This window comes from Amycolatopsis sp. NPDC051106, from assembly GCF_040682775.1.
Taxonomy (GTDB): domain Bacteria; phylum Actinomycetota; class Actinomycetes; order Mycobacteriales; family Pseudonocardiaceae; genus Amycolatopsis.
Window position 1 is genome coordinate 1 of sequence record NZ_JBFBBQ010000037.1, and the last position, 19,077, is coordinate 19,077.

Consider the following 19,077-nt stretch of genomic DNA (forward strand, 5'->3'; position numbering starts at 1 on the left):
AACAACGAGAGATTGCACTCTTCACGTGGCTATCGCAGTCCGGTAGCCTACGAATCAACACACGCCCACCTGTCCGCCTGACCGGGGCAAGCTCACTTGACAGTGACGGGGTGGGCGATGACAGCCCGGGAAGGCGCAGCCGCGGTCGCGCAGGTAGAGCGCGCGGCGGAGTGGGGTGGAGACCAGGCGGTGGTGACGGCCCAGGTCGAGAGGCTCACTCTTGGCGCCGAGGACTGCGGGGATGATTTTGCAGTCGCAGGCGTGGATGCGGGCTTCGGCGGCGGAGATGGTGCCGAGGTCGCCGAGCAGGGCTCGGCCGACGCTGGTCTTGGGTGTGGGGTTGAGGCTGGTTTGGCCAGCAGCGGGCGTGTTGGTGGTGCCGGTGTTGTCGAGCATGACCTGGCCGAGCCCGGCCTTGAGTGGGGTGCCGGTGTCGCCGAGTGCAGCCGGAGCGGCAGCGGGCGTGGTGCCGGTGTTGCCGAGCATGGCCTGGCCGATGCTCGACTTCAGGTCTGCCAACGACACCGCCACCATCACGTGGGCTCGTTCACCTGCCTGCATCGGCAGGTCTGGGGAGTTGAAGGCCAGGTCGATCGCGTCGGAGAAGGCGTCGCCGTAGCGTTCCAACGGCGAGCGTAAGTCTGGGCCCTCGTCGGGGCTGTGGCGTTGCGCCAGAGAGTCGAAGAGGGCGCTGGCTCGGGCGCCGGTCTCGTCGTCGAAACGGCCGTTCAGCTCCCAGAACCCGGTTCTCTTGCGGCGAAACGACAATTCGCGGCTGGGCTTGGCCGGTTCGGTCTCGTCGGGTGCAGCGCCATCAGGGTCGAGGTGGGCCAGGATGCGTGCGCCTAGGGCGGCGACCTGCTTGTACCCGGCTTCGGAGGCGAACGTGAGCAGGTGCTGCTCGGCGCCGTCGCGGTGCTCGGGCGGGATCTGGGTCATCACCCCGACGATCGTGTCGATCATCGGGCTGCTCAACCAACCCTCCGACGCAGCAGCGCCAGTAGCAGGAGCCAAAGCGGGGATAGGAGTGCCGTCGAGGGTGCGGCTCGGGGTGAGGGCGCGGGCTCGCTTGACCACGGTCTCGGCGGCGGACTTGGGGACGTCGGCGAGGTGTTCGAAAAGTCGCGCGACAGAACGGTATCCGAAGAGTTCCATGACACCGCGGGACTCGATTTCCGCGAGCAGAGTACCGATTTCAGCCTCGGCAGACCGCACAACAGTGAGCAGAGCGGAGATGCGGTCGGCCAAGGCCACCGCATCCGCTTGCCACACCGTTTCCCTGTCCATACAACAAGATTACCGAAGATCGAACGCATGTCATCACTCGATCAGGTGCGAACAAGACCGCGGCAGGGACACCGTTGCGTGGGGAATTGGCGCTCCGGCACCGAGCACCAAGCAACCATGCGAAGCGCCGATTTCCCACGCCCCGGCGAAGCCGTATCTCTAAGACTGCGGGTAGTGAACTCGATAACGCAAGTGAGTAACTCCAGACCCGGCAACAACCTCAACCTGCTCAAGCGAAGCGTTGGTGTCAAGCGAAGAGAAGTACCGAACCCCAGTCCCGAGAAAGACGGGAACGAGATCAACCCGAAGCTCATCGAGAAGCCCAAGGTTCAAGCACTGCTGAGCAATACTAGGCCCAGAGACCCCCACAGACCCATCGCCAGCAGCCAAAGCCAGCGAGACGGCCTCCGACACAGAGGAAACGAAAGTGAACGGCGCCAGATGAGAGGCAGGCCAATCTGAAGGAGGAGGCCGATGAGTGACGACGAAAGCGGCACCCCCACCAGGTGGATTGCCGCCCCAGCCGTGGGTGTGGTCGAACACCCGCCGCCCGCAGACGAACGCGCCATGGCGGACCGTGTCCAAAAAGGACCGCAAGTAGTCCGCGCTCGACGGAGACACGCGGAACGTCATCGGGTAGCCGACCATCGGCACCTCCACGTCTCCCGCGGTGTACCAGTCGAACAGCGGGCCCACCGAATCGTCGGGCCGCGCCACGAAACCGTCCAGTGACATGCAGAAGCTCGCGACGACGCCGGCCATTTCAGTCCGCCAGCACCTTGTCGAGACGCTCGTACGACTCCGTGATCCCGCGGCTCATCCCGCTCTCCAGCGCCGCGTCGCGCGCCTCGATCGAGGGGAACACCGAGTGGGTCACCATGCGCGTGCGGCCGCCGAGGTCGGTCAGCTCCATCGAGTCCAAGGTGACTTCGCCGGGTGCACCCAGGAACTCGAAAGTCTGGACGATCCGGTCGGCGCTCACCGTGTGGTAGACGCCGCGGAAGCGGTACTCGCCGCGCTCGTCGCGGTGGATGTAGTCGTAGCCGCCCCCTGAGCGGGCGTCGAACTCGACGATCTCCATCTTCATCCCGTGCGGGCCCAGCCAGCGCACGATCAGCTCCGGGTCCGTGTGCGCGCGCAGGACCGCCGACGGCGGGGCCGCGAACTCGCGGGTGATCTCGATGAACGGCGTTCCGGGCTGCGCGGTGATCGTCGTGCTCATGGCGTTTCCTCCAGGTTTTCCAGGACGGCATCGAGCCGCCGGTAGCTGCGTTCGGTGGCCAGCCGGTACGTGTCGATCCAGCTGGTGAGGGCTTCGAGGGCGGACGGCACGAGGTGGCACGGCCGGCGCTGCCCGTCGCGGCTGCGCGTGATCAGCCCGGCCTGCTCCAGCACCTGGATGTGCCGGGAGACCGCCTGCTTCGTGATCGCGAAGGGCTCGGCCAGCTCGTTGACCGTCGCTTCGCCGCGGGACAGCCGCGCGATCAGCGCCCGGCGGACCGGGTCGCCGAGGGCGGTGAACGCCCGGTTCAATGCCTCCTCGTCAACCGGCATCTTTATCAACCAATCTGTTTATCAAGTGATCTGTTGAATATAGCGCGACTGTCAAGACCCCTGCCGAAAGTCGGGGGTGACCGACGTCGTCCGGCAGCGGCCGGTAGCCCCGCCCGGTCCCTACGGTGACCCGCATGACCAGGCTTTTCCTCGTGCTCGCCACGCTCCTGCTCGGCACCGCGACGCCGGCGGCCGCCGCAACGAACGACGACATCGACGGGTACGTCCGTGCCTACCTCGACCACACGGGCCTGCCCGGCGCCGCGGTTGCTGTCACCCGTGGGGGTGACGTCGTTCGCGTCGCGGGCTACGGCCACGACGCCTCGGGCGCGCCCCTCACCGCGTCGACCCGGCTGCCGATCGCGTCGCTGAGCAAGTCGATGACGGCCTTCGCGGTGCTCCAGCTCGTCGAAGCCGGCCGGATCGAGCTCGACGCGCCCGTGCCGCGCTACCTGCCCGAGTTCCGGCTCGCCGACCCGCGCGGCGCGCGGATCACCGTCCGGATGCTGCTGGACCAGACGTCCGGGATGGCCGACTCCGCGTTCCCCGACTTGAAGCTGCCGCAGCCGCACACCCTCGCCGAAGCGGTCGGACGCCTGCGTGACGCGGGGTTGGCGAGCGAGCCCGGGGCGGAGTTCCACTACCACAACCCGAACTACGAAGTGGCCGCCCGGATCGTCGAGGTCGTGGCCGGGCAGCCGTTCGCGGAGTACCTGCGGACGCGGCTGTTCGCCCCGCTCGGGATGACGTCGAGCGCCACCGTCGACGCGCCGCCGACCGGGACCGGCGGGTACGTCCGGGCCTTCGGGTTCGAGGTCCCGGTGACCGAACCGGACTGGTTCACCGGCGGCAGCCACGGCGTCCTCACCACCGCCGAGGACCTCGCGAAGTGGCTGGCGGCGCAGCGGGACGGCGGCGGCGTGCTGGCCCCGGCGTCGAACGCGCTGGCGCACACCCCGGCGCCCGGCCGGGACTACGCGCTGGGCTGGACCGTCCGGGCGGGTCAGGTGGCGCACACCGGCGAGTGGTTCAGCCACACCGCGGCGCAGATCCTGCTCCCGGACGGCTACGGCGTCGCGGTGGTGACGCCGATGGGGATGGCGCTGGACAACGAGGCCGAGCTGCTGGCCCAGGGCCTCGCGACGCTGGTCCAGGGCGGTTCGCCGGAGCCCGCGCTGCCCGCCGGGGTGGTCGCCGACCGGGTGCTCGCGGCGCTGGCGCTGATCACCGTGGGCCTCGCGGTCGTGGGTGTCCGGCGGGCCCGGCGGAAGCCCCGCTGGTGGCGGGTCGTGCCGCCGGTGCTGCCGCTCGTCCCGCTCGTATTCCTGCCTCAGCTGCTCGGGGTGGTATTCGCCGGAAGACGGGGTACCTACGCCCAAGTGCTCTACGTCTGGCCGGGCCTCGTGGCCGTGCTCGGCGTGGTCGCACTGGCGGGCTTGACCGTGGCGGTGGCGAGGGCGCGGGCTCTCGTGAGTGGCACGCGAGGCCGTAACCAGGAAGAATCGGGCGAAACGAGGGGAGACGCCCAGTGGGCATCGGCAAACAGGCGAAGAGGATCTCGATCGTGGTGGCGGGCGGCGTCCTGCTGGTGGTCGGGGTGCTGCTGCTCGTCCTGCCCGGCCCCGGCCTCCTGCTCGTGCTGGCGGGGCTGCTGCTGCTCGCGTCGGAGTTCCCGGCGCTCGAGCGGTACGTCGACCCCGTGCGCGACCGCGCGATGAAGGCGGCCGAGGACAGCGTGTCCTCGCCCCTGCGGATCGCCGGCTCGGTCTTGGCGGGGCTGGCGCTGCTGGCGGCGGGGATCGTCTGGGGCACGGTCAAGTCGCTGCCGTTCAGCGGCTGGAGCACCGGATCGAGCCTGATCCTGTCGTCGGTGATCCTCTTCGCGCTGCTGATCTGGAGCTACCGGCGGGTCAAGAACCGCCGGGAGGCCGCCCACAGCGGCTGAGGAGGATACTGTCGGCGCCATGAGCGCCGGATTCCAGCGAGCCCGGCGGCCCGAGCAGATCGAGGCGCGCCGCACCGCGATCCTCGGCGCCGCGCGAGAGCTCCTGGGCGAGCGCCCGGTCGCCGACATCAGCCTGCGGGAGCTCGCCTGCCACGTCGGGCTCGCGAAGTCCAATGTGCTCCGCTACTTCGACAGCCGCGAGGCGATCTTCCTCGAAGTCCTCGACACGGCGTGGACGGCGTGGCTCGACGACCTCGAAGGAAAGCTCGGCGACCCGGCACCGGCGGATCCCGGCTTCGCGCGCGAAGAGCGTGTCGCGGGCAAGATCGCCGCGACGCTGGCCGAGCGGCGGTTGCTGTGCGAGCTGATCAGCGCGATGGCGCCGGTGCTGGAGCGCAACATCTCGCCGGAGTTCGCCCGCAGCTTCAAGGGCCGCGCGGCGGCCAGCACCGAGCGGCTCGGCGCGCTGGTCCGGACGCGGGTGCCGGAGCTGTCGGCCGACGGCGCCCGGCAGTTCGCCCTCGGCGTGGTGATCCTCGTGTCGGGGGCGTGGCCGTACGCCAACCCGACCGACGCCGTCGCGGCGGCCACGGCCGAGCTGGGCGGGGCGCCGTCGTTCGCGGCCGGGCTGGCCGAAGGGCTCACGAACCTGCTGGCCGGGCTCGTCGCGCGGCGGCGGTGACGATGTCGGTGTTCTCGAGCACGGGCTTCTCGTAGCCGTTCTCGGCGACTTCCAGCATCGCCAGGCCGAGCTCCCGGTTGGTCGTCACGAAGCGGGGGAACAGCCGCCGCAGCACCGGGTACAGCGGCATCGCGACGCGGTAGAGCGTCCGGTACAGCGTGGTCTTCGACGTGATCCCGTGCAGCGGCTGGATGTAGCCGGGGCGGACGGAGAACGTCCGCAGCGGCAGCTTCGCCAGCGCGTTCTCGGTGGCGCCCTTGACGCGCGCCCAGCGAACGCGGCCGCGTTCGGTGCTGTCGGTGCCGGCACCCGAGACGTACACGAAAGTGGTGTCCGCCGGCAGTTTCCGGGCCACCGAAAGGGTGAGTTGGTAGGTGATCCGCTCGTACTCCTCCGGCGCCACGCCGACCGACGACACCCCGAGGCAGAAGAAGCACACGTCGTACCCGGTGATCGGCTCGAGGGCAAAGAGGTCCTCCTCGACGCGTTCGGCCAGCTTCGGGTGGTCTTCGCCGAGGGCGGAGCGGCCGATCGCGAGCACGGCCTCGACCCGGTCGTCGAGCAGGCACTCGCGCAGCAGGCCCTGCCCGACCATGCCGGTCGCGCCGAACAGCACGGCCCTCATCGATCGGCCACCGGCAGCAGCCCGCGCTCCCCGAAGACCTTCTTCGCCACCGCCGTTGCGTTCAGCGCCCGCGGGAACCCGCAGTAGGCGGCCGACTGCAGCAGCGCCTCGACGATCTCGGAAGGGGTGAGCCCGGCGTTGAGCGACGCGTTGACGTGCACCTCCAGCTGCGGCTCGCAGCCGCCGAGCGCGGTCAGCATGCCGAGCGTGACGAGCTGCCGATCGCGCGGCACGAGCTGCGGCCGCGTGTAGATCTCGCCGAACCCCCAGGAAACGAGGCTGTCGGCCAGCTTCGGCGAGATGTCGGCGAGACCGTCGAGGACGCGCTGGGCGGTCTCTTCACCGTTGAGGTCGGTCAGGGCCTGGTGGCCGCGGGCGAAGCGATCATCGGTCATGCCGGCGACGGTAGCGGCTGGAGTGGGCTCCAGGGCAACCGGCGGAGGGCCGCACCGGGGAGTTCCCGGTGCGGCCCCACGTCAGACGGCGTTCGTCTTCCGGCTCGCCACCGCGTTCGGATCGACGTAGTAGCTCGTGTACGACGTGTCCGTGCGCTGGCCTGCCGCGTTGGCGCTCCACGCGTCCACGTACAGCCAGATCTTCGTGTCGGTCGCCGGGGCGGTGAACTCGAACGTCCCCGTGCCGTCGGCGCCCGGCTGGACCACCACGTCCGGACCCGTCTCGCCGTTCGGCCGGATGTGGTAGCCGTACGCGGCCAATCCCGGCTGGACCGGCGTCAGCGTGCAGTGGACCAGCTGGCCGGGCCGCAGGTTGCCCTCCCCGTCACACGTGAGCGGCGGGGCGGCGGACTTCGGGTAGAAGCGGTAGTAGCCCGCCGCGTGCGAGTTCGAGCCGTCGGCGAACGTGCTCGTCACGTCGAGGTACTGCGTATCGGTGCTGAGCGGCGTCAGGGTGACGCTCGCCGTGCCGTCCGGCCCCGCCGGCACCGTGACCGGCGCCGCCTGGAGGTACGTGTACGTGTAGCTCACGACGCCGGGAAGCGCCGACGAGAACGTGAACGTGCCCGGCGTGGTGACGTAGCCGCCTTCGCAGCACTCGGGGAAGTCGGTGCTCGTGATGGTGGGCCCGTCCGAGCCGACTTGGACCTCCTCTTCGTTCGTCGCCGACGTGAGCCCGGCCGCGGTCGTCGTGTACACCTGGATCGTGTGGTGCCACGGCTGGTCCGGGACGATCGTGACCTGGGCCGTGCCGTCCGGTCCCACCGGGACGGTCACCGGCTCGCCGTAGTCCCAGTCGTAGGTGAACGACGTCGACCCCGGCAGCGTGGCGTGCAGCGTGAAGACGATCGGCCGGCCGACCATGGTGCCGGCCGGGACGTCGACCACGGGCAGGCCGCGGTCGATGTCGAGCGCCCCGCCGCCCTCGCCGGACAGGTTCCCGTTCGTCATCCGCGCCCGGACGGAGACGTTGTAGCGCTTGGTGACGTCGGTCGGGGTGACGGTGATCGCCGCGGTGCCGTCCGGGCCCGCGGGCAAGGTGACCTCCGGGCCGCCGTCGATCTTGTAGAGGTACTCGGTGGCACCGTCGGCGCCGTGCGGGCCGAAGGTGCACTGCCGGGTTTCGCCCAGGAAGGCCCGGGCCGGGGTACAGGTCATCGAAGGACCGTTGCGGGCCACGAAGAACCGGTAGTCGCCCGACGGTCCGTAGTTCCCGGCGGCGTCGAGGCCGTACGCGGACATGCTGATCGGGCCGTCCGTCTTCGGGGTGTACCGGACGGTGGCCTTGCCGCCGGGCCGGTCGGTCGCGACGTAGCCGCTGTCGGTGTAGCCGGCCTGCCACCGGAAGCCGGTGATCTGGGTGTCGCCGCCCGCGTCGAGGGTGAAGTCGCCGGGGATGCCGACGCCGCCCTTGCCGGGCACCTCGTACACGTAGTCGGTCGAAGTGATCACCGGTGCCGTGGCGGGCGGGGTGAAGTCGGTGGTGAACCGGCAGGTTTCGCTCCACGGGCTCGCGGCCAGGCTGTCCTTCGCCCGCACCTGCCACGCGTAGGTGACGCCGTCCGCGAGCTGCGTGTCGGGGTCGAAGTACGCGCCGGAGCCGTAGACGTCGTCCGTGCCGGTCGCGCGCTGCTCGGGGTGGTCCACCGGCCACCAGGCGAACTCGGCCGAGAAGCTGTAGTCGTCGGGGTCGCTGACGGTGGCCGACATCGCGGCGCCGCCGTGGCGGACGAGCGGCGTTTCCGCGCAGGCGTGCGTGCCGGTCTTCAACGCGGTGGGCGTCGCGGGCGGCTGGTTCTTCTGCATGCTGACGTACAGCAGCGGCCGGTACGTCCGGCCGAACCGCGGGTTGTACTGCTGGCTGTCGGGCAGCCGCAGCACCATCGTCAGCGAAGTCCGGCCGGCGTCGATCGCCTGCTGCAACGCGGTTCCGGCGTCCCAATCGAGGTAGTCCGACGGGCAGACGTCGAGACTGCCCGGGCCGGCCAGCTTGGTCAGCTCGCGGGGCTGGTCGTTCCAGGTCGGCGCCTTCTTCGCCGGCGCCGTGACCCACAGCTCGGTGCCGCGCGGCGCCGAGCAGTCGGTGACCGCGGTCTCCCGGCCGGACAGCTCCGCGTAGAGCACCTTGGCGCCGCGCAGCCCGGAGAGGTCGAAAGTGAAGTAGGACTTCGCAACGTGCTTCTTGCCGTGGTCGAGCTTCGCGCCGATCGGCGCGTCGCCGGCCGGATCGGCGAAGTTCTTGTCAGGCTGGGCCGAATCGATGTACGACCACGACGTCGACTGGATCGACGTGTACTCCGTGGCCGAAGCCGGGAGCGCCGTCCCGGCCAGGATCAGCGCCGTCGTGACGGCCAGGACGCCCGCTCTGGCGGGCAGGAACGATCTTCGAGAGCCCAAAAGGCTCACCCCCTGAATGCGAAACCCGGGGACCGCGATCGCGGTCCCCGGGCCCAACACGCTTCAGGAGTGTTTCCGGTTGCCTACTTACCGCTCGAATACAGCGCGCTCACGTCCGCGTCGGACAGCGCCCGGTCGTAGACGTGGACCTGGTCGACCGCTCCGTTGAGGTAGTCGACCGGGCCGCCGCCGTACTTGCCGCGGCCGATCACCGTGTGGCCCGTCGACGCGTCGCCGAGGCAGACGCTCTTCGTGGCCGCCAGCTGCCCGTCCACGTACAGCTTCAACGTGCCCGAAGCCGCGTCGCGGACGCCGACCACGTGGTACCAGCGGTTCGGCTCCGGCGCCGTGGGCGCCAGGGCCCGCGTGCCCACGAAGCTCATCGCCAGCCGGTGGTCCTGACCGGAGTACTGCAGGAAGAACGCGCTGGTGCTGGCGCCGTCCTGGCTGACGATCGTCTGGAAGCCGTCACCCACGGCGTTGAACTTGACCCACGCCGCCGCGCTGTAGCTGCCTTCGGTGTTCACCAGGGACGCGCCCGTGTCGGCGTACTGGCCCGACCCGTTCACCGCCAGCGCCGAACCGCTCTTGCCCGCGGTCCAGGACGCGCCGCCGACGAGCGTGGCGTCGTGGTCGCCGACGGCGTCCGCGGCCACGGTGCCGGTGTTCTCGTCGAACGGGTACGCGGCGATGCCGTCGATCCCCGGCGTGCCCGCGGGCACCGGAGGACCGGACGTCACCGGAGCACCCGTCGCGCCCTTGATCACCGCGAGGTTCGCCGCGCGGACCGCCGCGAAGTCCATCTTCTTCACCTGCCGGTCGTAGGTGAAGAAGCCGTTGACCTCCTTCTCGACGTCGGTGGTCTGCGTGTAGACGCCGGCCGAGACGCCGCACCGCTGGGCGACCAGCAGCAGGCGCTGCTGGAGCTCGCCGTAGCGCCGGGTCAGCGTCGCGCTGTCGGGCTCCATCTCGTAGGCGAAGCTGCCCGCCGGGTCGAACTCGTGCCCGGCGACCTTCAGGCCGAGACCGCCGTACTCGCCGTCGACGGCCGCTCGAGTGCCGGTCTGCACCGGCGTTCCGGGCCCGGTGTAGGTATGGTCGTCGTAGATGTCACCCTTGCCGCTGTCCGGTTCGGACCGGCAGCAGTTGACGCCGGATTCGGCGTTCACCAGCCGCGAGGGATCCCACGACTTGACCTCGTCGGCGATGCGGCCGACCTCGTAGTCGCCCCAGCCTTCGTTGAACGGCACCCACGTGACGATCGACGGGAAGCTGCGGTGCTGGCCGATCATCCGCTTCATCTCGGACTCGTAGTTGACGCGCGACGCCGCCGACGGCTCGACGTCGTCCTTCATCGCCGGCATGTCCTGCCACACCAGGAGACCCAGCTTGTCGGCGTAGTAGTACCAGCGGTCCGGCTCGACCTTGATGTGCTTGCGCACCATGTTGAAGCCGAGCGCCTTCTCCTGCTCCAGGTCGAACTTCAGCGCCGCGTCGGTGGGCGCGGTGTAGATGCCGTCCGGCCAGAACCCCTGGTCGAGCGGGCCGACCTGCATGACGAACTTGCCGTTGAGCAGCATCCGCTGCTTGCCGTCGGCGGTCTTGCCGACGCTGATCGACCGGATGCCGAAGTACGAACCGACCTCGTCCCCGCCGGACAGCCGCACGCGCAGGTCGTAGAGGAACGGGTCGTCCGGCGACCACAGGTGCGGCCGGTCCACCTTGAGCTTCAACGGCTTGTTCGCGTCGCCGGACACGCGCCCGACCGGGCGGCCGTGGTCGTAGGCGACGGCTTCGACGCGCTGCTTCACCGGCCCGCCGACCACGGCGTTCACCGTGACCGACCCGGAAGCCACGTCCGGGGTGACGTCGAGCCGGTCGATGCGCGCGGACGCCACCGGTTCCAGCCACACGGTCTGCCAGATCCCGGAGGACGGCGTGTAGAAGATGCCGTCACCGGGCTGGCGCTGCTTGCCGATCGGCTGCCCGCCCTGGTCGTTCGGGTCGGCGACGCCGACGACGACCTCCTGGGCCTTGGCCGTGGTCAGCGCGTCGGTGACGTCGACCGACCACGCGTCGTACCCGCCGGTGTGGCGGCCGACGGTCTTGCCGTTGACGATCACCGTCGTGTCGTAGTCGACGGCCTGGAAGTGCAGCAGCAGCCGCTGCCCGCCCTTGCCGACCTGCCAGTTCTTCGGGACCTCGAAGGTGCGGCGGTACCACATGTTCGTTTCGTGGCGCATGATCCCGGACAGCGCGGACTCGACCGGGTACGGCACGAGGATCCGCTCGCCGAGCGTCTTCCCGATGGGCGCGGCCTCGCCCGGGGTCGCCTTGGCGAACTCCCAGACGCCGTTGAGGTTCTGCCACTTGTCGCGGGTCAGCTGCGGGCGCGGGTAATCGGGCAGGGCGTTCGTGGGCGAGACGTCCTTCGTCCAGGGCGTCGAGAGCGGCGGGGTGAGCCGTTGCCACTGGGGTGCGTCGGCGGCGCTCGCCGCGGGGGCGGTGCCGAGGCCGGCGACCGCGACGGCGAACGCGGCGGCCGCGGTCAGCCATCTCCGGGTTTTTCGGGCAGGGCGGAACATCGTTGAGACCTCCTGTGGGGGGACGGGGCTCAGCGGGTTCGGGAACGCGCCAGCAGGCGCTGGATCACCACGACGACGAGCAGGAAGGCCCCGCTCACCACCGTCTGGTAGTTGGAGTCGAGGGTGCCGATCTGGTTGATGACGTTCTGGATCAGCGTGCGCAGCAGCACGCCGACGAGGGTGCCGATGATCGTCCCGGCACCGCCGGTGAGCAGCGTGCCGCCGATGACGACGACGGAAATCGTGTCGAGTTCGGTGCCGACGCCGATCACCGTGACGCCGGACTGCAGGTACGCGGCGGTGAGGACGCCGGCGAACCCGGCGAGCGCGCCGCTGAGCGTGTAGAGGCTGATCTTGGTGCGGGCCACCGGAAGCCCCATCAGCAGCGCGGACTGCTCGGCGCCGCCGATGGCGAACACCGACTGGCCGAACCGGGTGCGGCGCAGCAGCAGGCCGCCGAGCGCGAACAGGATCAGCGTCAGGTACACCGGCACGCCGACGCCGAAGATCGTGCCCTGGCCCAGCCAGAGGAACGCCGAGCCCGGGTCCACTTTGTACGTCGTCGCGCCTTCGGACGTCAGGGCCAGCAGCAGACCCCGGGCGAACAGCAGGGAAGCGAGCGTGACGATGAACGGCGCCATCCCGGTGCGCGCGATGAGCACGCCGTTGACGAACCCGATCAGCGAGCACACCGCCAGCGGCAACAGGATCGCGACGACGAGCCCGTACTGCGCGCCGTACGCGGCGAGGACGCCGCCGAGCGCGTAGTTCGAGCCGACCGACAGGTCGATGCCGCCGGAGATGATCACGAACGTCATGCCCAGCGCGATCACCGCGAGGAACGAGCCCTGCAGCACGAGGCTGCGCAGGTTGTCCGCGGTGCCGAAGTGCGGGAAGGCGAACCAGGCGGCGGCGATGCCGAGCACGAGCACGACGGCCGCGCCCTGACGCTGCAGGACACCGGCGAACGCGGCGCCCGACGCGCTCGTCTGGCTGGTGGTGGCGGTCATCGGCTGCTCCGCTCGCGCGCGACGTAGACCGCGACGACGATGATGGCCGCCTGGACCATCTGCGCGGTGGAGTCCGGCAGGTTGTGCTTGATCAGGGTGGCTTGGACGAGCTGCATGAGCAGCGCGCCGAATACGGTGCCGAGCACGCGGACCCGGCCGCCGGTCAGCGGCGTGCCGCCGACGACCACCGCGGTGATCGCCGACAGCTCCATGAGCAGGCCGACGTCGCTCGGGTCGCTGGCGCCCAGCCGGGACGTCGCCAGCACGCCGGCCACCGCGGCCAGTGCCCCGGAGATGACGTAGACGCTGATGAGCACGCGCTTCACCGGCAGGCCGGCCAGGGTGCTGGCGGGGCGGTTGCCGCCGACCGCGACCAGGTGCCGCCCGAACGTCGTGCGCTGCACGACCAGCCCGGCCAGCACCGCGAGCACGCCCGCGACGATCACCATGACCGGGACGCCCAGGAAGTCGCCGGTGCCCAGTTCCAGGAACTCCGGGTTGCGCACCTGGACGAGCTGGCCGTGGGCGATGACCAGGGCGAGCCCCCGGCCGCCCACCAGCAACGCCAGCGTCGCGATGATCGGCTGGATTCCCAGGTAGGCCACCAGGTAGCCGCTGAACAGGCCGGAGACCACGCCCGCGATGATGGCGACGATGATCGCCGTCAGCGGGCCCGCGCCCAGGTAGAGCGGGATGAGCGCGGCGGAGATCGCCATCACCGAGCCGACCGACAGGTCGATGCCCTCGGTGCCGATCACCAGCGCCATGCCGAGCGCGACGATGCAGACCGGCGCCGCCTGCACGAGCTGGGTGCGGAAGTTGGCCGCGGACAGGAAGTTCTCGGTGAACGCGATGTTGAACAGCAGCAGCACGACGACGGCCAGGTAGACGCCGTAGTTCTGCAGCCACGCCGTGACTTTCGCGCGGTCCGGGGCTTTCGTCAGGGTGGCGCTAGACATCGTTGTCAGCCTCGGCTGCGATCGCGGTCAAGACGTTCTCCTCGGTGATGCGGTCGCCGGTCAGCTCGCCGACGACCGAGCCGTCGCGCAGCACGACCACGCGGTCGGAGCCGTCGATCAGCTCTTCCAGCTCGGACGAGATGAGCAGCACGCCGAGCCCTTCCTGCGCGAGCTCGTCGATCAGCGCCTGGACCTCGGCCTTGGCGCCGACGTCGATGCCGCGCGTGGGTTCGTCGAGCAGCAGGATCTTCGGGCCGGTGGCGAGCCAGCGGGCGAGCAGCACCTTCTGCTGGTTGCCGCCGGACAGCTCGGACACCTTCTGCTCCGGGCCGGCCGCCTTGATCCGCAGGCGGTCCATGAAGATCTTGACGACCTTGTCCTGCTTGGCCTTGCTGACCAGGCCGAACGGCGAGAGCGTCGGCAGCGCGGCGAGCACGATGTTCTCGCGGACCGACAGGTTCGGGATGATCCCGTCGGTCTTGCGGTCCTCGGCCAGCAGCGCGATCCCGGCCCGCATGGCGGCGGCGATCTTGCCCTTCTTGAGCGGTTTCCCCGCGAGCAGCACGGATCCGCCGTCGAGGGGGAAGGCCCCGACGATGGCCCGCGCGGTCTCGCTGCGGCCGGAGCCGAGCAGCCCGGCGAGACCGACGACCTCGCCGGGCCGGATGCTCACCGAGACGTCGTGCAGCTTCCGCATGCCGGACAGGTTTTCCGCCTTCAGCAGCGGTTCACGCTCGACATCGTGTTCCTCGCCGAACGCCGTGACGCCCTCTTCGCGGATCTGCTTGATCTCCCGGCCGAGCATCTTGGACACGAGCTCGATGCGCGGCAGGGTGGCCAGCGGTCCACTGTGGACGACCCGGCCGTCGCGCAGCACGGTGACGCTGTCGCAGACCCGGTACAGCTCGTCCATCCGGTGGCTGACGTAGACGATCGCGATGCCTTCGGCGTGCAGCCGGTTCAGCACCTCGAAGAGCGTCTCGACCTCACGCGGCTCGAGCGACGACGTCGGTTCGTCCATGATGACGACCTTGGCGTCGGTCGAGACCGCGCGGGCGAGGGCGACCATCTGCTGCGCGCCGACGCCCAGCGTGTGCAGCGGGCGCTTGACGTCGTCGTCGATGCCGTAGCCCTTGAGGAGCTCGCGGGCGTCGGCGTACATCTTGGACCAGTCGACGAGCCCCGCCTTGGTGCGCGGCTCGCGGCCGAGGAAGACGTTGCCGGCGATGCTCATCAGCGGGACGAGGTTGACCTCCTGGTAGATCGTGGAGATCCCGGCCCGCTGCGCGTCGATCGGCCGCTTGAACGTCACCGGCTCGCCGAGGTGGCGCACCTCGCCCTCGTCGGGCTGGTAGACGCCGGTGAGCACCTTGATCAGCGTGGACTTGCCCGCGCCGTTCTCGCCGACCAGCGCGTGCACCTCGCCCGGTCGCAGCGCGAAGCTGACGTCGTCGAGCGCGAGGGTGCCGGGGAACCGCTTGGTCACCCCGGCCACCTCGAGCACCGGTGCGGTCGTCATGGCGACGTCCTCCTCGGTGGCTGCGGTCATCAGTACGCGTTCCCGACCTTCTGCGCGGCGTTGGTCTCGTCGTACTGGTCGTCGGTGATCACGACGCTCGCCGGGATGGCCTCGCCGTTCTCGAACTTCTGCAGCGTCTGGAAGGCCAGCGGGCCGAAGCGCGGGTTGGACTCGATCACGGCGTTGTAGCTGCCGTCGGCGATGAGCTGCACGGCGTTGCGGGTGCCGTCGATCGAGACGACCTTGACGTCCTTGCCGGGCGCCTTGCCGGCGGTCTTCAGCGCGTTGACCGCGCCGACGCCCATCTCGTCGTTCTCGGCGTAGACCGCGGTGATGTCCGGGTGGCTCTGGATGAGCTGCTCCATCACGGACTGGCCCTTGGACCGGTCGAACTCACCGGTCTGCTCGGCGACCACGGACAGCCCCGGCGTCTTCGCGAGCTCGTCCTTGAAGCCCTGGGTGCGGTCGGTGGTCACGTTGTTGCCGGACGAGCCGAGCAGGATCGCGACCTTGCCGGTGCCGCCTGTCGCCTTCGCCATGGCCTGCGCCGCGCGCTTGCCCTGCTCGACGAAGTTCGAGCCGATGAAGGTCAGGTAGTCGGTGCACGGCTGCGACGTCACCTTGCGGTCGATGGTGACGACCGGGACCTTCTTGGCCTTCGCCGCGTCGAGCGCGGGCTGGAGGCCGTCGGAGTTCAGCGGCGCGACGACGAGCAGCTGGGCGCCGCGGTCGAGCATCGACTTGATGTCGCTGATCTGCTTGTTGAGGTCGCTCTGGGCGTTGGTGACGAGCAGCTTGTCGCTGGCGATGCCGAGCTTGGCGGCTTCGTCGCGAATGGACTGCGTCTCGGCGATCCGGAAGGGGTTGGCTTCCTTTTCGGACTGTGAGAAACCGACAACCGCGGTCTTCAGGTCGACCTTGGCGTAACCGGTCTTTTCGAGCGTGCAGCCGTCGGCGGACGGCGCGACGGACTGCGCGGACGCGGCCGGCCCGCCGCCGCTGGAGGGGGCGGCCGGGGTCTCTTCGCGGCTGGTGCAGGAGGTCAGGGTGAGCGCGGCGGCGGCCGCGGTGACCAGGACCAGGCGGGGACGGGTGGACAGAGGCACGGTGACTCCTCGGGCAGCGACGGTGGTGGCCCGCTCACCGGGGTGATCGGAGTCACCGCGGGAGCCTTGAGGTACTTTTTACATCGTTGGAACAACGTTGTAAACCGGCAAATTCTCGCTATGCTGCGTGCTCACCACCTGAGAAGGAGCCGCCCGTGACCGTGACGCTCAAGGACGTCGCCACGCTCGCCGGAGTGTCGGTGAAGACGGTGTCGAACGTGGTGAACGGCTACGCCTTCGTCAAGCCGGAGAACCGCCGGCGGGTCGAGGAAGCCCTCGCCGCGACCGGGTACCGGCCCAACGTGGGCGCGCGCAACCTGCGTCGTGGCCGCACGGGGTTCCTGGCGCTGATGGTGCCGGAGCTGTCGATCCCGTACTTCGGCGAGCTGGCGGGCCTGGTCATCACGGCGGCGCAGAAGCGCGGCTGGAGCGTCCTGATCGAGCAGACCCAGGGGACGCGCTCACGGGAGCGCGAGACGCTGTCGTCGCTGGGGCCGCACCTGGTCGACGGCGCGCTGGTGCACCCGGAAGCCCTGGAGGCGGCGGATTTCCCCTCACCGGGGGAGATCCCGCTGGTGATGCTGGGCGAGCACGCGGTCGACGTGCCGATCGACCACGTGGCGATCGACAACGTCCTGGCGGCGCAGACGGCGGTGTCCCATTTGGCCTCTTTGGGGCGCACGCGGATCGCGGCGATCGGGCGCAATCCGGCGCGTGGGACGTCTTCGCAGCGGTTGGCGGGGTACCGCACGGCGTTGTCCGCGGCCGGTCTGTCCTATTCGGACGCATTGGTGGCCCCGGCGGAGAAGTGGCACCGGTCGGTGGGAGCGGCGGCGATGCGGTCGTTGCTGGCTCTTCCGTCGCCGCCGGACGCGGTGTTCTGCTTCAACGACCTGCTGGCGATCGGCGCGCTCCGGGCGGTGGCGGAGCTGGGGCTCCGGGTGCCGGAGGACGTGGCGATCGTGGGGTTCGACAACAACGAAGAGAGCGCGTTTTCGTTGCCGGCGCTGACGACGATCGCCCCGGACAAGACGGCGTTGGCCGAGGCGGCGATCGACCTGGTGCACCGGCGCATCACGGGGGACAAGGCCTTGCCGGCGCAGGACATCCAGACGCCGTTCGCGCTGGAGATCCGGGAGAGCACCCGGGGTGCGAGCGCCTGATCAACAGGGTGCGACGGCGCCGGTTTCGCCGGCCGCGCACCAGCCGGGGTGGGTGGCGAGCCAGGCGTCCCGCTCGCGTTCGACGTCCTGCTGCGAGAGCCCGCGGGCGGCGTTCAGGCAGCTGCCGGTCTGGCAGTCCGCGGCGTTGGGCCGGGTGGTCTTGGGCGCGGCCTTCGCCTTGGTGACCACGCTGGTCACCGTCGTGGGCACGGTTTCGGTCGTGGTGGCCGTGACGGTCACGGGCTCGGCGGTGACCGTGGCCGGCACCGGCGGCGGAGTCTGCGCGGCGGGCGCGGCTGCGCAGCCGCCGAGCACCACGGCGATGGCCAGGATCGCGGTGGCGGTAGCTAAGCGGTGCATGTTCAGAACCTTCGGGTGCGGCGGACGATCTACCCACTCTCCGCTCCGGACAGGCGAAGTCGCCAGGGCCGTTGGACCCGAGCCAACGCGGAGTCGGCGCACCCGGACGGTCGGTTCGCGTACCTGGACGGTCGGCTCGCGTACCTGGACGGTCGGTTCGCGTGCCCAGAGGGTCGGTGCGGCGGGCGAGCCCGCGCTACTTCTAACTGGTCCGGAACGGATCCGAAACTGTCGGGGGTGGCGGTTAGGTTCGGGGCATGCTGACCACGTTGGCCGTCGAAAACTACCGCTCGCTGCGTGACCTCGTGCTGCCGCTGTCCGGGCTGACCGTCGTCACCGGGCCGAACGGCAGTGGCAAGTCGAGCCTGTACCGCGCGCTGCGGCTGCTGGCCGACGCCTCGCGCAACGGCGCCGTGGCGGCGCTCGCCCGTGAAGGCGGGCTGCCGTCGACGCTGTGGGCCGGCCCGCAAAACGGGGCGCGCCCGGGCAAGCCGGTCCAGGGCACCGTGCGCACCAAGCCGGTCGGGCTGCGGCTGGGGTTCGCGGGCGACGAGTTCGGCTACGCGCTCGACCTGGGCTTGCCGGTGCCGGGCGAGACGATGTTCAACCTGGACCCGGAGTTCAAGCGGGAGGCGGTGTGGGCGGGGCCGGTCCTGCGGCCGGCCGCTCTGCTGGCCGACCGCGCGGGCCCGGTGGTGCGCACCCGGGTCGAGTCCGGCGGCTGGGGTGACGAGCGGTTCGAGATCCGGCTGTCCGACAGCATGCTGAGCGAGTTCGCGGACCCGCGGGCGTGCCCGGAGCTGGTCGTGGTCCGCGAGCGCATCCGTTCGTGGCGGTTCTACGACCACTTCCGCACGGACGCGTCGGCCCCGGCCCGCCGGTCCGTGGTGGGGACCCGCACGTTCGTCCTTTCCCACGACGGCGCGGATCTGGCGGCGGCGTTGCAGACCATCATGGAAGTGGGCCGCGCCGCGGAGCTGGAGTCGGTGGTCGACGCGGCGTTCCCGGGGTCCCGGGTTTCGATCGTCTCCCAGGACGACGGCCTGCTGTCGGTCCGCTTCCACCAGCACGGTCTGCTGCGTCCGTTGTCGGCGGCGGAGCTGTCGGACGGGACACTGCGGTTCCTGCTGTGGGTGGCGGCGTTGCTGACCCCGCGGCCGCCGGAGCTGCTGGTGCTGAACGAGCCGGAGACGAGCCTGCACCCGGACCTGCTCCCGGCCCTGGCCGTCTTGGTCGCGACGGCGGCGAAAGAGACCCAGCTGGTGGTGGTTTCCCACGCTTCGCCCCTGATCCGGGCGCTCGCCGAGATCGCCGACGTCGGGGCTTTGGAGCTGGAGAAGGAAGGCGGGGAGACGAAGCTGGTGGGCCAGGGCCGCCTGGACCGGCCGTCCTGGTACTGGCCCGAGCGCTAGCCGGACGTGCGAAGGCCG

The 19,077-nt window shown here is 70.2% G+C and carries 18 protein-coding genes; 5 read left to right on the plus strand and 13 right to left on the minus strand.

Going from position 1 to position 19,077, the window contains the following annotated elements; translation table 11 throughout:
• Positions 1 to 54 precede the first annotated feature (54 nt).
• From AB0M83_RS25790 to AB0M83_RS25805, 4 genes are all read right to left on the minus strand, one after another.
• Positions 55 to 1,287 (minus strand): DUF222 domain-containing protein, encoded by a 1,233-nt coding sequence (locus AB0M83_RS25790; protein ID WP_364520929.1) that lies wholly within the window; start codon positions 1,285 to 1,287, stop codon positions 55 to 57.
• A 159-nt stretch (positions 1,288 to 1,446) separates the two neighbouring features.
• Positions 1,447 to 2,049, minus strand: a complete 603-nt coding sequence (locus AB0M83_RS25795) for a hypothetical protein (protein WP_364520931.1) — start codon at positions 2,047 to 2,049, stop codon at positions 1,447 to 1,449.
• Position 2,050: 1 nt separating this feature from the next.
• Positions 2,051 to 2,509 (minus strand): SRPBCC family protein, encoded by a 459-nt coding sequence (locus AB0M83_RS25800; protein WP_364520933.1) that lies wholly within the window; start codon positions 2,507 to 2,509, stop codon positions 2,051 to 2,053.
• The gene (locus tag AB0M83_RS25805; RefSeq protein ID WP_364520935.1) at positions 2,506 to 2,841 is read right to left on the minus strand and encodes a metalloregulator ArsR/SmtB family transcription factor; all 336 of its coding nucleotides are present in this window, start codon (positions 2,839 to 2,841) and stop codon (positions 2,506 to 2,508) included. Before AB0M83_RS25805 ends, AB0M83_RS25800 begins: the two co-directional genes overlap by 4 nt.
• 134 nt (positions 2,842 to 2,975) lie before the next feature.
• Between AB0M83_RS25805 and AB0M83_RS25810 the strand changes: the two genes are divergently transcribed.
• From AB0M83_RS25810 to AB0M83_RS25820, 3 genes are read left to right on the plus strand one after another with little or no spacing between them, the layout of a single operon-like run.
• Entirely contained in the window at positions 2,976 to 4,559 is a 1,584-nt protein-coding gene (locus tag AB0M83_RS25810) for a serine hydrolase domain-containing protein (protein ID WP_364520937.1), read from the plus strand.
• On the plus strand, positions 4,442 to 4,786 hold the full coding sequence (locus tag AB0M83_RS25815) for a PGPGW domain-containing protein (protein WP_364521013.1): 345 nt from the start codon (positions 4,442 to 4,444) through the stop codon (positions 4,784 to 4,786). Before AB0M83_RS25810 ends, AB0M83_RS25815 begins: the two co-directional genes overlap by 118 nt.
• Positions 4,787 to 4,805: 19 nt before the next feature.
• Complete coding sequence (locus AB0M83_RS25820; RefSeq protein WP_364520939.1) at positions 4,806 to 5,468, plus strand: TetR family transcriptional regulator; 663 nt, start codon at positions 4,806 to 4,808, stop codon at positions 5,466 to 5,468.
• Here AB0M83_RS25820 and AB0M83_RS25825 read toward each other — a convergent pair.
• The 8 genes from AB0M83_RS25825 to AB0M83_RS25860 form a co-directional block, all read right to left on the minus strand.
• Positions 5,428 to 6,093, minus strand: coding sequence for an epimerase (locus AB0M83_RS25825; RefSeq protein ID WP_364520941.1), 666 nt, complete (start codon positions 6,091 to 6,093; stop codon positions 5,428 to 5,430). The genes AB0M83_RS25820 and AB0M83_RS25825 overlap by 41 nt on opposite strands.
• The gene (locus AB0M83_RS25830) at positions 6,090 to 6,488 is read right to left on the minus strand and encodes a carboxymuconolactone decarboxylase family protein (protein WP_364520942.1); all 399 of its coding nucleotides are present in this window, start codon (positions 6,486 to 6,488) and stop codon (positions 6,090 to 6,092) included. The genes AB0M83_RS25825 and AB0M83_RS25830 overlap by 4 nt, the downstream gene beginning before the upstream one ends.
• Before the next feature lie 81 nt (positions 6,489 to 6,569).
• Positions 6,570 to 8,954 carry a DNRLRE domain-containing protein gene (locus AB0M83_RS25835; RefSeq protein WP_364520943.1) on the minus strand — a complete coding sequence of 795 codons (2,385 nt, stop codon included), beginning with the start codon at positions 8,952 to 8,954 and terminating at the stop codon, positions 6,570 to 6,572.
• Between the two features lie 74 nt (positions 8,955 to 9,028).
• Positions 9,029 to 11,530 (minus strand): LamG-like jellyroll fold domain-containing protein, encoded by a 2,502-nt coding sequence (locus tag AB0M83_RS25840; RefSeq protein WP_364520944.1) that lies wholly within the window; start codon positions 11,528 to 11,530, stop codon positions 9,029 to 9,031.
• Positions 11,531 to 11,559: 29 nt separating this feature from the next.
• Complete coding sequence (locus tag AB0M83_RS25845) at positions 11,560 to 12,540, minus strand: ABC transporter permease (protein WP_364520945.1); 981 nt, start codon at positions 12,538 to 12,540, stop codon at positions 11,560 to 11,562.
• Positions 12,537 to 13,499: an ABC transporter permease gene (locus AB0M83_RS25850; protein WP_364520946.1), complete on the minus strand. Its 963-nt coding sequence runs from the start codon at positions 13,497 to 13,499 to the stop codon at positions 12,537 to 12,539. The genes AB0M83_RS25845 and AB0M83_RS25850 overlap by 4 nt, the downstream gene beginning before the upstream one ends.
• Positions 13,492 to 15,048 carry a sugar ABC transporter ATP-binding protein gene (locus tag AB0M83_RS25855; protein WP_364520947.1) on the minus strand — a complete coding sequence of 519 codons (1,557 nt, stop codon included), beginning with the start codon at positions 15,046 to 15,048 and terminating at the stop codon, positions 13,492 to 13,494. Before AB0M83_RS25855 ends, AB0M83_RS25850 begins: the two co-directional genes overlap by 8 nt.
• On the minus strand, positions 15,048 to 16,124 hold the full coding sequence (locus tag AB0M83_RS25860) for an ABC transporter substrate-binding protein (protein WP_364520948.1): 1,077 nt from the start codon (positions 16,122 to 16,124) through the stop codon (positions 15,048 to 15,050). Before AB0M83_RS25860 ends, AB0M83_RS25855 begins: the two co-directional genes overlap by 1 nt.
• A gap of 155 nt (positions 16,125 to 16,279) precedes the next feature.
• On the opposite strand from AB0M83_RS25860, the gene AB0M83_RS25865 reads away from it, so the two are divergent.
• Complete coding sequence (locus AB0M83_RS25865; RefSeq protein WP_364520949.1) at positions 16,280 to 17,287, plus strand: LacI family DNA-binding transcriptional regulator; 1,008 nt, start codon at positions 16,280 to 16,282, stop codon at positions 17,285 to 17,287.
• On the opposite strand, the gene AB0M83_RS25870 is transcribed toward AB0M83_RS25865, so the two are convergent.
• The gene (locus AB0M83_RS25870) at positions 17,288 to 17,647 is read right to left on the minus strand and encodes a hypothetical protein (RefSeq protein ID WP_364520950.1); all 360 of its coding nucleotides are present in this window, start codon (positions 17,645 to 17,647) and stop codon (positions 17,288 to 17,290) included.
• 257 nt (positions 17,648 to 17,904) lie between these two features.
• Between AB0M83_RS25870 and AB0M83_RS25875 the strand changes: the two genes are divergently transcribed.
• Positions 17,905 to 19,059 carry an AAA family ATPase gene (locus AB0M83_RS25875; protein ID WP_364520951.1) on the plus strand — a complete coding sequence of 385 codons (1,155 nt, stop codon included), beginning with the start codon at positions 17,905 to 17,907 and terminating at the stop codon, positions 19,057 to 19,059.
• Positions 19,060 to 19,077 lie beyond the last annotated feature (18 nt).